15 protein-coding genes are annotated in these 14,429 nt (G+C 48.9%); 7 read left to right on the forward strand and 8 right to left on the reverse strand.

The window, feature by feature from the left end; genetic code table 11:
* Positions 1–17: 17 nt before the first annotated feature.
* The 6 genes from ACJ2PR_RS03500 to ACJ2PR_RS03525 all read right to left on the reverse strand — a co-directional run bounded on the left by ACJ2PR_RS03500 (position 18) and on the right by ACJ2PR_RS03525 (position 6,042).
* Positions 18–821 (reverse strand): alpha/beta fold hydrolase, encoded by an 804-nt coding sequence (locus ACJ2PR_RS03500; protein ID WP_446875930.1) that lies wholly within the window; start codon positions 819–821, stop codon positions 18–20.
* Between the two features lie 103 nt (positions 822–924).
* Complete coding sequence (locus tag ACJ2PR_RS03505) at positions 925–1,425, reverse strand: DUF2243 domain-containing protein (RefSeq protein ID WP_446875931.1); 501 nt, start codon at positions 1,423–1,425, stop codon at positions 925–927.
* A 20-nt stretch (positions 1,426–1,445) separates the two neighbouring features.
* Positions 1,446–2,396, reverse strand: coding sequence for an MBL fold metallo-hydrolase (locus tag ACJ2PR_RS03510; RefSeq protein WP_446875933.1), 951 nt, complete (start codon positions 2,394–2,396; stop codon positions 1,446–1,448).
* 182 nt (positions 2,397–2,578) lie between these two features.
* A complete protein-coding gene (locus tag ACJ2PR_RS03515; RefSeq protein ID WP_446868008.1) occupies positions 2,579–3,490 on the reverse strand; it encodes a succinate--CoA ligase subunit alpha in 912 nt (303 codons plus the stop codon).
* Between the two features lie 369 nt (positions 3,491–3,859).
* Positions 3,860–5,134, reverse strand: a complete 1,275-nt coding sequence (locus ACJ2PR_RS03520; RefSeq protein ID WP_446868009.1) for an ATP-grasp domain-containing protein — start codon at positions 5,132–5,134, stop codon at positions 3,860–3,862.
* Positions 5,131–6,042, reverse strand: coding sequence for an SDR family oxidoreductase (locus ACJ2PR_RS03525; RefSeq protein WP_446875934.1), 912 nt, complete (start codon positions 6,040–6,042; stop codon positions 5,131–5,133). The genes ACJ2PR_RS03520 and ACJ2PR_RS03525 overlap by 4 nt, the downstream gene beginning before the upstream one ends.
* Positions 6,043–6,196: 154 nt before the next feature.
* Here ACJ2PR_RS03525 and ACJ2PR_RS03530 point away from each other — a divergent pair, with 154 nt between their 5' ends.
* The 7 genes from ACJ2PR_RS03530 to gndA all read left to right on the forward strand — a co-directional run bounded on the left by ACJ2PR_RS03530 (position 6,197) and on the right by gndA (position 11,707).
* Positions 6,197–6,790 (forward strand): sigma-70 family RNA polymerase sigma factor, encoded by a 594-nt coding sequence (locus ACJ2PR_RS03530; protein WP_446858203.1) that lies wholly within the window; start codon positions 6,197–6,199, stop codon positions 6,788–6,790.
* Positions 6,787–7,113, forward strand: coding sequence for a hypothetical protein (locus ACJ2PR_RS03535; protein ID WP_446875935.1), 327 nt, complete (start codon positions 6,787–6,789; stop codon positions 7,111–7,113). The genes ACJ2PR_RS03530 and ACJ2PR_RS03535 overlap by 4 nt, the downstream gene beginning before the upstream one ends.
* Positions 7,114–7,318: 205 nt before the next feature.
* A complete protein-coding gene (locus tag ACJ2PR_RS03540; protein ID WP_446875936.1) occupies positions 7,319–7,834 on the forward strand; it encodes a Spy/CpxP family protein refolding chaperone in 516 nt (171 codons plus the stop codon).
* Entirely contained in the window at positions 7,831–8,460 is a 630-nt protein-coding gene (locus tag ACJ2PR_RS03545; RefSeq protein WP_446875938.1) for a YqiA/YcfP family alpha/beta fold hydrolase, read from the forward strand. Before ACJ2PR_RS03540 ends, ACJ2PR_RS03545 begins: the two co-directional genes overlap by 4 nt.
* Positions 8,461–8,900: 440 nt before the next feature.
* The gene (locus ACJ2PR_RS03550; protein WP_446858207.1) at positions 8,901–9,329 is read left to right on the forward strand and encodes a CAAD domain-containing protein; all 429 of its coding nucleotides are present in this window, start codon (positions 8,901–8,903) and stop codon (positions 9,327–9,329) included.
* 113 nt (positions 9,330–9,442) lie between these two features.
* Positions 9,443–10,066: an HAD-IA family hydrolase gene (locus ACJ2PR_RS03555; RefSeq protein ID WP_446875940.1), complete on the forward strand. Its 624-nt coding sequence runs from the start codon at positions 9,443–9,445 to the stop codon at positions 10,064–10,066.
* Positions 10,067–10,195: 129 nt separating this feature from the next.
* Entirely contained in the window at positions 10,196–11,707 is a 1,512-nt protein-coding gene (gndA, locus tag ACJ2PR_RS03560) for an NADP-dependent phosphogluconate dehydrogenase (RefSeq protein ID WP_446875941.1), read from the forward strand.
* Positions 11,708–11,838: 131 nt separating this feature from the next.
* Here gndA and ACJ2PR_RS03565 read toward each other — a convergent pair whose 3' ends face one another.
* Both ACJ2PR_RS03565 and ACJ2PR_RS03570 read right to left on the reverse strand, forming a co-directional pair.
* Complete coding sequence (locus ACJ2PR_RS03565; protein ID WP_446875942.1) at positions 11,839–13,149, reverse strand: serpin family protein; 1,311 nt, start codon at positions 13,147–13,149, stop codon at positions 11,839–11,841.
* The gene (locus ACJ2PR_RS03570) at positions 13,133–14,320 is read right to left on the reverse strand and encodes an RNA-guided endonuclease InsQ/TnpB family protein (RefSeq protein ID WP_446875943.1); all 1,188 of its coding nucleotides are present in this window, start codon (positions 14,318–14,320) and stop codon (positions 13,133–13,135) included. The genes ACJ2PR_RS03565 and ACJ2PR_RS03570 overlap by 17 nt, the downstream gene beginning before the upstream one ends.
* Positions 14,321–14,429 lie beyond the last annotated feature (109 nt).

A 14,429-nucleotide genomic window follows, 5' to 3' on the forward strand; every position in this document is an offset into this window, starting at 1 on the left:
ACTTAAATTATGCCCCCTTAAGCGATCGTAACGCCTCTTACGGAAGACGCATTGTGCTCGATAAATTCTGAAACGATCGCGGTGAACTTCTCTGGATACAATAGATTCCACTCATGGTATCCCTCTTCGACGATCGTTAGTTTGGAGTGTTTGATACGGCGATGAAATTCTTGACCAGACGAAAGGGGAGTTGTCAGATCTTTTCGTGACCAGAGTAACAAACAAGGAGCCTGAATTTGAGAAAGCAGTGGGGCGAGGTCTTTTTCTAATGAAAGAAATAGCGCTTGAATAAAGTTGCCAGTGTTAAAGACTAAATTAGGCAGAAAGACTTGAGGAATCTCAACGAGTTGTAACTGTAGTTTGGGAATTGATATCTGTAAAGGCATCTCGATCGCTCGGCGCAATAGCACTTCTAGAATAGAGCCGGAGGGGATTCCTGTAGAGCCAACCAGCACCAAACTTTGAATTTTCTTGGGTGCAAAAGAAGCGATCGTGACCCCAATTCCGCCTCCAAAGGAGTGACCGACTAAATGAACTTTTGGAATGGCGATCGTGTCTAAAAAAGAAACCAAAATATCTGAGTAATGGGCGTAGCTTTCGACTAGTTCGGAGCGCGTTGATCCGGCAAAGCTAGGTAAGTCTGGGGCAATAACGTGATGGTTTTGAGACAGAAGTGTGAGAATTTCGTGATAAGGCTGCGCTGAGATTCCCCAACCGTGTAGAAATAGAATCGGCGGAGTTTCTCCAGAAGGATCGCTTTCTAAATAGCGAATTTTGCACTCTTTTAGATCGACCTGCTTGGAAACTAAATTTGGTTTCAAGGTGAATCTTCCTCTTCAAATTTAGCTTGATCGTAGCGATCGTCACCTCATTTTTCTTCACCCTTTATGATGAGCAGAGATTAATACATCTGATTGGCAATCTCTAACTTTTGGAAGACGGTGGTCTGGGTCGGGTGCGATCAAAAAGCAACCAGCCTCCAATCATAAATAGAATTCCCAGAGCCAAAAATCCCATATCCCAGGCGGCTTGATGCGACCCATACTTGACGTGGTGAATGCCCAAGATCTGGTGATTAATTAAGCCTTCGATCAAGTTAAACGAGCCGAATCCAAAAAGAACTAAACCACTGAGAAATTTGGGCGACTCAGGTAGCTGCGGTCTGGCCCGCCATAAGAGAATGAGTCCAGCGATCGTCAATCCATAGGCTCCCAGGTGAAAGATTCCATCCCAAAAGGTGTTAGCTTCGAGATCAGCAAGGCTATCAGTCGGACGAATACTTGTCAGCAAATGATGCCACTGCAAAACTTGATGTAAAACGATTCCATCAAAAAATCCTGCGAATCCCATGCCCAACAGAATTCCTCCAGCGGCGGCTAGTCTAAAATCTGGATGCGTTGCTACATTAGGTTCGATTGTTTTCATAACTCGTTACTGATTTTTATTTAAGAAGTTGATTGCAAATAAGCCGCAACTTCAAACGCAAACGTATCACCATGACTCACATAATGTACACGGTCTGATAATCCAGCTTGCTCAACGGCCTGCACAAATTCTTCTAAGGGTGACTTGAATACGGTGTAGTCATTAAAGTGAATGGGAATGGCCCGACGAGGAGAAATAATTTTAATCATCTCGACTCCTTGCTGAGCATCCATTGTGACTAAAATTCCAAAGGCTCTGGTGCCTCCTAGATGCAATAGGGCCAGATCCACATTCGTGAATCGTTTTGGGATCTCTCTAATTTGGTCATAGACTAGCGTATCGCCTGTGATGTATATGCGAAATTTGATGTCTCCAGGGGTTGGCTGAAACTCCAACATACTGCCCATGACATTGGGAAGCAGCGCGGACATGATTCCGGGCCCATGTCTCCCAGGCATCGCCGTGATCTTTAGCGAAGCAGTTCCCTTGTTAACGGTTAGCGTGTCCCAGGTGTCGAGTGGATAAATTTCACGAAAGCCGATTTTTTTCAGCGATTTCTCAGCGTGATGAGTCGTGACGATCGCCACTCCTTTATCTAGTTTTTCTTCGGCAATACGATCGAAGTGGTCATCATGTTTGTGAGACAACAAAACGAAATCGATCGGGGGCAAGTTTTCGATGTCGATCGCGGGGTTAGTCTGCCGAGTCGAGGTTAACCCGTATCCCAGGTGAATGTGGTCGCCCTGATGCAAAAAATTGGGGTCGGTCAAAATCGTGAATCCGGCATAGCGCAGAATTACGGTGGCGGTGCCGATGAAGAAGATAGAACCCCGTTCAAAATCGGGTGGCTCGGTGCCAGCAGGCAAGGTGAGGCTGTTTCCTTGAGTCATGGCTTTTGCAGATTCTTGACTTAAAGCGTAGGTGCGATCGCGTTCCTTAACTCCTATCCAAAGCAGGAGATGTAGCGCCAATTCCTCCGTCCTTTTGCCATAAAATCTACGTCAATTCGATGAAACGCTTTGCTCTAGTCACCTTTTGAGCAATGGCCCAGATCTCTCATCAGTAAGATTTGAACTAAAAATTTAACCCGCGAAGGCGGGTTTTGTTCTCATAGCTGCGAATTAATTCGCCAGGTTTATCAAATCCACAGTCGTTACCCAGCCGATCGCCGCGCAGGAAGTTTCAGCAATTTCTTGACCATCGTGGGAATGTCAGAGGGGCGATCGACAATGGGAATTTTGGCACGTTTGAAGGCGCTGACTTTACTCTCGGCAGTGCCAATATCTGGGCCAAAATCTGCCACCTGCAAATCAATGATTGCGCCAGCATGACCCATTCTTCTTCCTCTGGGGGCGCTTCTGCCAGCAATATAAGCAACCACAGGCTTATCGATCGCTTCTGCAATGTAGTGGGCGGCGGCTTCTTCGCTGTCTCCTCCAATCTCGCCGACCAAAACAATCACATCCGTCTGCTCATCTTCGTCGAGAATCTGGAGCCATTGTGGAAATGACGAACCGACGATCGCATCTCCTCCGATACTGACGGCGATCGATTGTCCCAGTCCAGCTTGTGTCAGCGACCAGGCGACTTCATAGGTCAAGGTGCCGCTCCGACTGATCAATCCAATCGAGCCAGGGCTGTACAGTTCGGGAGGATGAATGCCCAGCAGCACTTGACCCGGCACAATCACACCGGGACTGTTTGGGCCGACAATTAGCGTTTCGGTCGCTTCTGCCTTGCGAATCAGCCGCACCATATCCAACGGAGGCATTCCCTGACCGATCAACACAATTTGGCGGACTCCAACCGCGATCGCTTCTAAAGCAGCATCCAGCGCTGAATAGGGAGGATTGCAAATGATTGCCGTGTCGATCGCACCAACCAGGGGAAGCGCCTGCTCCAGCATGTCAAACACTGGGATCTCATGCAGCATCTGCCCTCCAAATCCTGGACTGATCCCTGCAACAATATTGGTGCCGTAGGCCTGCATTAAAGGAGCATAGGTGATGCCCAGAGGTTCCATGATGCCCTGCACGACAACTTTACTGTGTGGGGTGAAATTCATAAAATTCTAAGAAAGTGGATAGAGGAGTGAGTCAATCGAAAGTCTTTTGCTTGTAGGAGCGTTTGAGTAAATAGCTTTTGAGTAAGTAACTATAGAATGACCAGAATGGGGATGCAACTCTCCCTAAAACAGGTTTTGGGGCAGGCGTGCCGGAAGTTCCTACGCACAAAGATGGAGAGGTTTTCGGCAATTTGGCATAGTCAATCGAGAGGCTATGACTGGTACTATGACGCAGCCAGGTTTAAATTTCTGCTGAGTCGATCACAATTTTTGAAGTTTCTAAGCTGAAATACTAATGACTCAAACTTTCAGCGAAAGATCCGTAGAAGTACTTATTCAACTGTAAGTTAAGAAGCGCTTAATTTTTGATTAAGTCCCCTTTTTATTTGACTTGCAGAGCGCGATCGCTTGAGAAACGGCGGTATCCAAATCTTCGCTAACAAAGGCCTGAGTGGCAGACAGGCGCTCATTTGCCTCAGATAGATGAGACCCGACTAAACGGGCAACCAAAATTGGAGGGCGATTGGCTCGATTGAGCGTCAAGTCATCCCTTGCTTCGCTGATATTGCGAATGTTGTGGGTGTGGCGTTGTAGAAACCGTGCGATCGCCGCTGCCAATTCGTCACAAGAAACCGTCCCACTAATCAAGTTGATCAAAATAACGCGCACTTGTTTGTTTTGAGCAATCAGATCCAACCCTTGCTCTAGTCGATCTGAGAGAGAATGTTTGAGCCAGATGTTGTGAGTTTCGCCGCCAATATTCATAAAGCTGGCTGGTTTTCCTCCTGACTGACACACAAGATCCATCGTGGCCATCGTTAGCCCTGCGCCGTTACAGAGAATGCCAATTTGCCCTTCGGGATCAAGGGTAGAACTGACTTCGGGAAGCCGATCGGGGACGGGGACGATCGGCTTAGAATGCATAGCCGCCAACGCCGGATGTCGAGCCAGTGCATCATCGTTGACGGTGACTTTGCCATCAAGGGCCATCACTTCACCCGTCGGACTCACGCCCAGAGGATTGATTTCGACCAGATCCAGGTCTTTGTCTACAAAGAGACGATACATCTTTTCGACGATCGCGCTGACGGAGTTGATCAAGGCTCCCTGCAAGCCCATTTTGAGAGCGAGACGACGCGCATAAAAAGGTGAAAATTCTTGATCGACGACGACATGCTGCATTTCATCGATCGCCGACTGCACATCAATACCGCCTTTTTGCGACCCCAACAGAACCGGACGACGAATGGATCGGTTTAGCACAACTGCTAGATAAAGTTCTTGGTCAGAATTGTATTTGGCCTCGGCTAACAGCACCTTGGGATATTCTCCCAAAATGGGCAAGTTAAAAATCGTTTGCGCGGCGGCCACGGCATCGATCGTATTCTCGACAAATCGCACTCCCCCCGCCCGGCCGCGTCCCCCTGTATAAACCTGAGATTTGATCACGACAGGATAGGGAATTTTTAGCGCTTTGAGATCTCTGGGACGATCGATTTTTTGGGACGGCAAAACGGGGATGCCCATCTCCCGAAAGAGTTCTTTAGCTTGATATTCGAGAAGATCCATTGCAGAGGGGGGTGAGGGTTGAGGGTGAAAGATTGAACGGCGATGGGGTCTGCGGATGGGTTTCTTTGAACTCATTGTTTTGGACTCCTTTGTTGGGCTTGCCAGTCTTTTGCCACGAGGTCGATTCCATAAAATCTCTGCCAAAACTTGTCTACCAAACTGGTCGGCAAAACTTTGGTCATCATGAACAATAAGAAGTTTCCGCTGGTGGCAGCAACATAGCGCGGTTTGGGATGTTGGGCCGCGATCGCACGAATGATCACGCTGGCGACTCGTTCTGAAGTCCAGGCTCGACTACTGGTTTGCTTTTCGAGATCTTCTAGCTTTTTGAAGGCTGCGCGATAGGGTGATTTTTCGGGGTTTTGAATTGTGCGATCGACTTCTCGATCCACCACCTCAAAAAATTCTGTACTGACGGGCCCTGGCTCAATGACGCTGACCCGAATATTAAATGGCTCTAATTCTTGCCGCAGGGCATCACTGAGGGCTTCGATCGCAAACTTAGACGCACTATAAAGTCCGCCAAACGGAAAAGCGATCTTACCACCCAGAGAACTGAGGTTAATAATTTTGCCGCCTCCCTGGTTTCGCATAATCGGGATCAGGGCTTGAGTCAGGGCGATCGTGCCCAACAGGTTAACCTGAAATTGTCTCTGAACGGCGGCTGTAGGAATTAGCTCGATCGGCCCCATCTGCCCATAGCCTGCATTATTGACCAGCACATCGACCCGCTGAAATCGAGCGATCGCTGCGTCCACCAACGCCTGAATCTGTTCGGCTTGAGCGATATCAGTGGGTACGGTCAGCACGTCTGCCCCCGCCTTGCTGCAATCCTCTGCAACCTGTGAGAGTTTTTCTACGCTGCGAGCCGCCAATACCAGGCAAATCCCAGGATAGTGGGTGGCCAAGACTCGCGCCAGGGCTGCACCGATGCCCGCAGATGCACCTGTAATTAAAATAACTTGCTCAGAAGGAGGAGACATGGGATCAAGTTCAGTATCAATTTGGGGGATCTTATTATGGATCAATCTATGGAGCGATCTTACGTTTGGATTTGACGGGTTAGGGTTGAACCCTTTTCTTTGTGTTCCCGTCTAAAGGGTATAACGAATCAATCCGGTGGAGGCAGATCCACAGGTGTCAGCTGCGTCGATTGAAGTGATAGCCAATCATCCGTCTCACAGCCATTCTGAGGGGTCTGATCAAGATCTGGTGCAGCGATGTATCCAGGGCGATCGACAAAGTTTTCGGCAACTCTATCAGCGACATCAGCATCGCGTTCGAGGAATTTTGTTTCAGATGTGTGAGCCTGCCATGTTAGACGATTTGGTACAGGAGGTGTTTTTGAGAGCCTGGAAGGGGCTGCCCAAGTTTCGTCAGACGGCTCAGTTTTCGACCTGGCTTTATCGCATCGCCTGGAACGTCGCCTCGGATCAAAGACAGCTTGCTGCTAAAGGCCGATCGCGGTTTGAAGCGTTGACCCGTGAAGCGCCCACTCAGCAAGACGCGCCCGATCTCATGGAGTTGCACTATCAAGATCTGGTGCAGCGAGGCTTAAAAACCTTGAGCTTTGACCACCGCACGATTTTGGTGCTGCATGATCTAGAAAGTCTGCCTCAAAAAGAAGTGGCTGAGATTTTAGAGATTCCGATCGGAACGGTAAAGTCTCGCTTATTTCATGCCCGTGCAGCGATGAGACAATTTCTGCAAACAGAAGGAGTGCAGATATGAGCCAGTTTCCTGACGATCACGATCTTGTGAAGTTTTTACGTCAACATCGCCCCGTTTCGCCTCCTGCGTCTGAGGATTTAGAGGATGCTTTGATGTCTGCGCTTCCAGAGATGGCCCCTGCTCAAAGGCCACGTTATTTATGGGTTGTGCCTTCGGCGATCGCTGCCACCTTGGTCGCCTCTTTCCTCAGCTACCGCGCCTTTCTCCCTCCCCAACCCAGCCCCACCGAACTCGCCTCTCTGGAAGACTTTATGGAAACTAACTGGCACAACACCGTCAACGATTCAGATACCCAGTTTCTCCCTGTCAGTGACGAGCAGTAAGTTAACGTCAATTCGAGGAGATTTTTCGCTTCGTTGTTGGCGTTTTCTGCCTCCCAACCCCCCAATTCTGACGGACTTTCAGACAAGACTTCTGGTTAAACGTCTCTATTAATCAGAATTTACTTAGCTCTCCCGACTCTGTAACAAACTTCTTTTTCATCCCTCATCCCTCATCCCTCATCCCTCATCCCTCCCCAAAATTCCCATGCTCCGCCCCTTGCCCACGATCGCCGCTGCCCTGATTCTTCTTGGAGGTGCTGTAGTGTTTGCTAGACCGACTCTACAAGGCTCTGCGCCTGCGTCTTCACCAGACACGATCGCTGCGAGTGAGCCACAAGAAGTTGCCCAAAGTCCTGATCCCTTAGTGAGACAGCGGGGGATGGGTTGGTTAAGAGACTTGGATCTGTCGCCTGACCAGATGCAGAAGATGCGATCGATTCGTAAGCAGTATCAGGACAAGTTGGTGAGTCAACGCCAAGCGGCCCGTCAGTCACAGCAAGAATTACGTACGTTGATGGCGGGAGATGCCAGCGTTGAGGCGATTCGGCAGAAATATCGCGAAGCACAAACGCTAAGACAGCAGGTAGCAGACACTCAGTTCAACAGCATGTTAGAAATGCGTCAGGTTTTGACTCCTCAACAGCGACAAAAATTTGCTGAACGCATGGATCAACGCGGGAATCCAGGGATGCGTCGTCCAGGAAAGGGTAAAGATTTGTGACGTTTTATTATCTGCATGGGTTTGCTTCGAGTCCCCGATCGCGCAAGGCTCAAGATCTCTACGATCGCTTTACTCAACAAAATCTCACCCTTCACATTCCCGATCTCAATCAAAACGATTTCACACATCTGACGCTGACTCGCCAGATTCAGCAAGTGCAGTCGAGCTTTTTGCCGGGGGAATCCGTCACTCTCATCGGTTCTAGCTTTGGAGGACTGACCGCTGCCTGGTTGGGAGAATTAAATCCACAGGTCGATCGCTTGATTCTCTTGGCCCCCGCTTTTGACTTTTTGGATCACTGGCTGCCCAAGTTGGGATCGCGACAATTGCAGCAATGGCGATCGGGCACCCCCTTGTCGGTCTATCACTACGGAGCAGATCGTCTGTTGCCGCTGGATTATCAATTTGTCGTAGATTGCAGTCAGTATGAGACAAGTCGGTTGCAGCGGTCACTTCCCACACTTATTTTGCATGGCGTTGAGGACGACGTGATCCCCATTCAGGCGAGTCGAAACTATGCCAGCGATCGTCCCTGGGTAACGTTCATTGAATTGGAGAGTGATCACGCCTTGGCCAACGTCAGCGACAAAATCTGGCAGGCGATCCAAACGGTTTGTTTCAACTAGGGTTTAGCCAGACTATTTGTACTATACTGACGAACCAGATGCGCCTGGAATCAATCCTCTTTAGGAAAAAGCAACGGGCCTGTCTTGGGAAAGTATCGTTTGTTTGATCGGTGTCGAGGAAAAATAAGTGCTTTCACTCAGTTTTCTGGCTTTTAAATCAATACAATATTGGTTTCTGATTAAGTGGGCGGATTGAGCAAAATCCGGAGACTCCACCTCTGATAGAATCCATCTTCTCAAACATCTACTACTATCTTCAGTAAAGATGTAGTTTACAGAATCCGAATATTCGGGTAATTATCTATCTTGCAAGTGGCGTGTTCAAATTTTGGTTCGTCTATGTTTGAAAGATAGCGAAACCTGTTCTTGAATTCTGTTACTGTCCGATCGCTGGCCCTTGTCCAGTCGATGCCCCAATTGTCGTTCTCAAGGAATTTACTATGGTAGAACCTGAATTGAAACAAGCAGAATACACCGCTACTCCCAGTGGCGTAATTGAGCCAATCAACACAGACGAAGCGGGCACTCTCGCACCGATGAACTCGGCTGATAATGAACAATGGCGCGAAATTGGCGAAAAAGCCTACTCCTTTGTCTCTGCGCTGCCCGAATACATTGGCAAGTTTTTTGCAGAATACCAAAAGCCGATCGTAAATCTGGGTCTGATTTTTGGCTCGATCGTCTCTGTGAAACTGACCCTCGCCGTCCTGAGCGCGCTTAACGAAATTCCCTTGCTGGAGCCAACCTTTGAGCTAATTGGTTTTGGATACGCCATCTGGTTTGTCTATCGCTATCTGCTGAAAGCCTCTGATCGTCAAGAACTGTCGCAAGAGATTGATAAGCTAAAAAATCAGGTAGTTGGCAAATAATCTGGATGATCGGCATCCTGTTTTAAGATAGACTGCCCAAGAGGTTCAATTGGCCTTCTGGGCAGTTGTTTTAAGGGAGCGATCGAGTTGACAGGTAAGGGTTGCGAGGTTCTGTGAATGTAGTTTTGTTTGACTTTGATGGAACGATCGCAGACAGCATTGAGACGGCGATTCGAGTGATCAATCAACTGGCAAAAGAGTTTGGCTATCAGCCGATCGAGGGTGAAGATCTCCAACGATTGCAAAATCTAAGTTCTAAAGAAATTATCAAACAAACCGATATTTCTATTTTCAAATTGCCCTTTCTGCTGCGCCGATTTATTGGTGAGATGCGACGAGAAGTTCAGCAAATTGAGGTGATTCCTGGCATGAAAGAATCGCTGCAAGCCCTGAAAGCGAGAGGCGATTGTCTGGGTATCGTTTCTACCAACTCTGAAGAAAACATCCAATCCTTTCTCAAGATTCAGCAGTTAGACCCGCTTTTTGACTGTGTGGTTTGTAGTCGCCACCCGTTTGGCAAAAGTCGCTTGATCAAACGCATTCTTTGGCAAAATCAGCTTGATCCCGGATCGACTTTCTATGTCGGCGACGAAACGAGAGACATTGAGGCAGCCAAAAAAAGTGGTGTGAGGGCGATCGCGGTGACCTGGGGTTTCAATTCTCCTGACGTGTTAGCGGCGCACCAGCCCGATTTTTTGATTCAAACTCCTGCTCAACTCCTGGAAATTTTGGCTTGACCTGTCCGATTTTGAATCTGTCTCGCCTCAGAGTCTTAATCTAATCTTCCAGGCTATCTTGTGAGGATCAGGCTACCGTAAGGGTGAAGAATTGCAGCCCCAGCTTTTACAGAGTTAGCAGAGAGTCTTATGGCACAGAGTTTTGGAGTAATTGGTCTTGCGGTCATGGGCGAGAACCTGGCGCTAAATGTCGAGCGTAATGGCTTTCCCGTTGCGGTTTACAACCGTTCTCGTGAGAAAACCGATGCCTTTATGGAAAAACGGGCAGGCGGTAAAAATGTTAAGGCGGCTTATACGATCGAGGAGTTTGTTGCGTCGCTCGATCGTCCCCGTAAAATTTTGATTATGGTCAAGGCGGGCGCACCTGTCGATGCCATGATCGATCAACTCAAACCCCTGCTCGATGAGGGTGACATTCTGATCGATGGAGGAAACTCCCTGTTTAGCGATACTGCCCGTCGCGCCCGCGCCTTAGAAGAAGCCAAGTTTACCTTCATCGGCATGGGAGTCAGTGGAGGCGAAGAAGGTGCCCTAAATGGCCCCAGTTTGATGCCGGGTGGTACAAAGTCTGCCTACGAATATCTAGAACCGATTCTCACCAAGATTGCGGCTCAGGTAGACGATGGGGCTTGCGTGACTTACATTGGGCCGGGTGGCGCAGGTCACTACGTCAAAATGGTTCACAACGGTATTGAGTACGGTGATATGCAACTGATTGCAGAAGCCTATGACCTGCTCAAAAATGTGGCTGGTTTGAATAATGATCAGATTCAAGCCGTTTTTGCTGAATGGAATACAACCCCAGAACTCAATTCTTATCTGATTGAAATCACCGCCGACATCTTCAAAAAACTCGATCCCGATACGGGCGGGCACATTGTTGATGTGATTTTAGATGCCGCTGGACAAAAGGGAACAGGGCGCTGGACGGTGACAGATGCTCTCGAACAAGGGGTCGCGATTCCCACGATCATTGCGGCGGTGAATGCTCGAATCATGTCTTCCTTCAAGACAGAGCGGGTAGAAGCGTCGCAGGTGTTGACTGGCCCAGGAACGCAGTTTTCAGGTGATGCCAAAGCCTTTACCGACATGGTGCGGGATGCGCTCTACTGCTCAAAAATGTGTTCTTACGCGCAAGGCATGGCCCTACTGAGCAGCGCGTCTAAAACCTATGGCTATGCGCTAAATCTGGCTGAATGTGCCCGCATCTGGAAAGGTGGCTGTATTATTCGGGCTGGCTTTTTGGATAAGATCAAGCACGCTTTCAATGAAAATCCTGATCTACCCAACTTGCTACTGGCTCCTGAGTTCAAACAAACCATTTTGGATAAGCAGCTCGCCTGGCGTGAAGTGGTGGCTCAAGCGGCTAAGAGTGGAATTGCGGTTCCGGCGTTTAGTGCGTCGCTGGACTATTTTGATAGCTACCGCCGCGATCGCCTCCCCCAAAATCTCACTCAGGCCCAGCGCGACTACTTTGGCGCTCACACGTACTTGCGTACCGATAAGGAAGGTGTTTTCCATACAGACTGGACTCCGATCGAGTCTGCCAACACTTCAACGCCGCCCGTTTTCTTAAAGGATCAGTCAGAAACTCATTCAACGGCTGATGTCGAGAAAGTAGAAGTGCAAACCAAGAGCTAAGGGGTTGAGTTGAGGGATGAAAAAAGCATTAGAACTGGCTTCATCCCTTGACTTTAGCGGCTTTTAACTGATTCACGATTGAAATTCACAAAACTAAGGCGCATTCAGTTGTGCCTTTTTTTTGCTTCCGGTTATTTGGGATCAACGATCGACCCCATAAATAAAATCGAACCCGTCTTGTTGTCCCGAATCGCACAGAAAAAGGGACGATCGACTTTCATCTCAAAGGGCTGACTGTCTACCTGAACGGAGGTAGTACGAATGCCTATCGAGGTAACAGCCGCCGCCTCGGTGCCTTCTTCATTGACTTCGACAAAGGTTTTGTGTTTGACTTCATCGATCTTGACGGGCACGTCGGCTAAGTTGGAGAAATTGGCTTGGCGATCAAAGGTTTCTCCCATGCCCAAGGCAGACAATGCTTTCTTGAGTTCGATCTCATATTCCATCTTGAAGCGGGGCAGTTCGATCAGTCCTTCCCGCTTGCCAAATTTTTTCATCCAGGTCTGCCAATTTTCGGCCGTCAAGGTCTTGGAGAACGCAGTCAAATTAGATCCTTTTTTGGGCAAAAACACATACAAACTGGTGCGCCCCTTTCCATAAGGCAAGCTCACCGCTTGAAACTGCTCCGTCTCAAAGTAGCGATATTCGCCTTTTTGCTGCATGGTGGGATGCTGTTTTTGGCTGCCGTTGGGCAAAGAGAACGGACGATCGCTCGTCTGCTGTTTGTTAAATTCAGTTGTCCACTTGCCTTTAAAGTAGATGGCGTTGACCAAAAACATCACTTGGTCGGGGTCGATCGAGTCTACGATTTCGCTAATTTTGCCGCGAGTATTGCGATCAACCCAACTGTTGATAGTTTTGGGCGCGGTCGGGCTGGAGAAATCTAGCGTCGTCACCTCGGCATTGTAAAAAGTTTTGTTACTTTCCAAAAACGCAGGCTTGAAGTTTACGCCCTGTCTAGCCCAAAGAGAATTGGCGATCGTTAGCTCAACTTTTGGATCTCCCTGTTGCAGAAGTTGCTTCAAATCCGAGTTTGCCTGATTCACTGCTTGCAGGCTCAATCCATTGACTTCTAACGCTTTGGCCATCGCTTGCTGAGTTGTGCCCCCTGCGCCGTTGTAAGCCATTGAGAGCGCGATCGCCACACTCGACGGCGACACAAACACATTCTTTTTGCCATCCTGCTTCAGCACTTCAGAAAATAGCTTGAAGCCAAAGCGGGTGTTGGCGGTGACGAGTTGCGGGTTGACCACAAGCTTGGTTTTTGGAGGCTGCTTGGTTTCGGTGCGGGGTGGATTTTTGGCCGTCAGATTCGGACTTGCCACGCTAGAGCAACTGATCGAACTGAGCGTGACGATCGTCGCCAGCATTGCAATTCCAAGTTTATTGACAACTCCCCTGCCTAAAGGCGAGGGGATTCTTGGTTCATCGGGATAACTCATGTCGCTTGCCCTCCCCAAAATTCACTGCGATGTGCCCCACCGCTGTATAGCCACGCTGCATCACCACTTGAGCGGCTGCAACGTCTCGATTGGTTTCATATCCACACTCAAAACACTTATGAACTCGCTCTGACAACTCCTTCTCGCCCGTGTGCGCTTGGCAGTTGGGACAAGTTTGACTGGTGCCATTGGCGTTCACCTTGGCGAAGTAAGCATCTCGCTTCCAACAAACATGGCTCAAGATATTGAGGAACTGTCCAAAGCCCGCGTCCAAGGTGTGCTTGCCCAACATCCCGGCTGACATGGCTCTGAGATTGAGGTCTTCCGCGAAAACCATCCCAGCGCTGTCGCACAAGTGATGAGCCGTCTTAAAGTGGAAGTCCTTGCGCGTGTTTGAGAGGGTTTCGTGATGTCTCGCAATTCTGCGTTGAAGTTGCTGCGACTTTCTAGAGCCTCTTGTCTTGCGCTTGAGTTGACGTTGCAGCGATTTCAGCTTGCGTTGTCCATCAACGAAGAATCGAGGTCTCGCAATCAACTTGCCGTCTGAAGTTGCGAGAAAGTGTTGCAGCCCTAAATCAATTCCTACCCCGTGACCCGATAGCATGGGTTGAGGAATCTCTACGCTTGATTGCAAGATCAGCATGGCGTAAAAGCCAGAAGCTTTTCTGACCACCCGAACTTGCTTTAGCTCATACCCTTCTGGCAGGGGGCGAGAGAGACGCATCTTGACCGCTCCAATCTTGGGGAGGTTGAGCATTTCTCCCTGAACGGGTGCTTTGTTCAATTGCGGATAGAGGAATGACCGCATCCGTTTCTTGAACCGAGGAAAGCCCCGACCTTGTTCCCACATTCCCACGAAGGCTGCTTCTAGGGTTCTCAGAACCTGTTGCAGAACGTGAGTGTGAGGAATCTTGAGGTTTGGATTCGTTTCTTTTGCCGATGCAAGGGATTTGCACTGACTATAAAACGTTGGTCTGGGCGCATCTGCGCTCAGGATGTATTCCTGTCTGAGGCTGCAAGCATTGACCGCACATTTGCGAGAGTTAACCCAGTCTTTGCGCTCTCGCAAAGCATAGTTATAGACCTGTCTGCACGTTTCAAGCCATTGCTCAAAGGCTTGATGCTGTTCAGTTGTAGGGTCTAGTTTGTACTCGTAAGTTAGCGTTTGCATGATTGGATCATACCATGCTGAGTAAATGGTAGAGTGTTTATTCAGAAAGAAAGCCGTCCTGAAGGAGCGGGGCTTGAATCCCAATTCTTTAGTCAAAATAAATTTATTC

It is taken from the genome of Phormidesmis sp. 146-33 (genome assembly GCF_052939515.1).

Coding starts and splice junctions, on each gene's coding strand:
- ACJ2PR_RS03505 (WP_446875931.1), bottom strand. CDS start 1,425: ATGAAAACAATCGAACCTAATGTAGCAACGCATCCAGATTTTAGACTA.
- ACJ2PR_RS03535 (WP_446875935.1), top strand. CDS start 6,787: ATGAGCCAGTTTCCTGACGATCACGATCTTGTGAAGTTTTTACGTCAA.
- ACJ2PR_RS03550 (WP_446858207.1), top strand. CDS start 8,901: ATGGTAGAACCTGAATTGAAACAAGCAGAATACACCGCTACTCCCAGT.
- ACJ2PR_RS03565 (WP_446875942.1), bottom strand. CDS start 13,149: ATGAGTTATCCCGATGAACCAAGAATCCCCTCGCCTTTAGGCAGGGGA.
- ACJ2PR_RS03520 (WP_446868009.1), bottom strand. CDS start 5,134: ATGAGTTCAAAGAAACCCATCCGCAGACCCCATCGCCGTTCAATCTTT.
- ACJ2PR_RS03570 (WP_446875943.1), bottom strand. CDS start 14,320: ATGCAAACGCTAACTTACGAGTACAAACTAGACCCTACAACTGAACAG.
- ACJ2PR_RS03525 (WP_446875934.1), bottom strand. CDS start 6,042: ATGTCTCCTCCTTCTGAGCAAGTTATTTTAATTACAGGTGCATCTGCG.
- ACJ2PR_RS03515 (WP_446868008.1), bottom strand. CDS start 3,490: ATGAATTTCACCCCACACAGTAAAGTTGTCGTGCAGGGCATCATGGAA.
- ACJ2PR_RS03540 (WP_446875936.1), top strand. CDS start 7,319: ATGCTCCGCCCCTTGCCCACGATCGCCGCTGCCCTGATTCTTCTTGGA.
- gndA (WP_446875941.1), top strand. CDS start 10,196: ATGGCACAGAGTTTTGGAGTAATTGGTCTTGCGGTCATGGGCGAGAAC.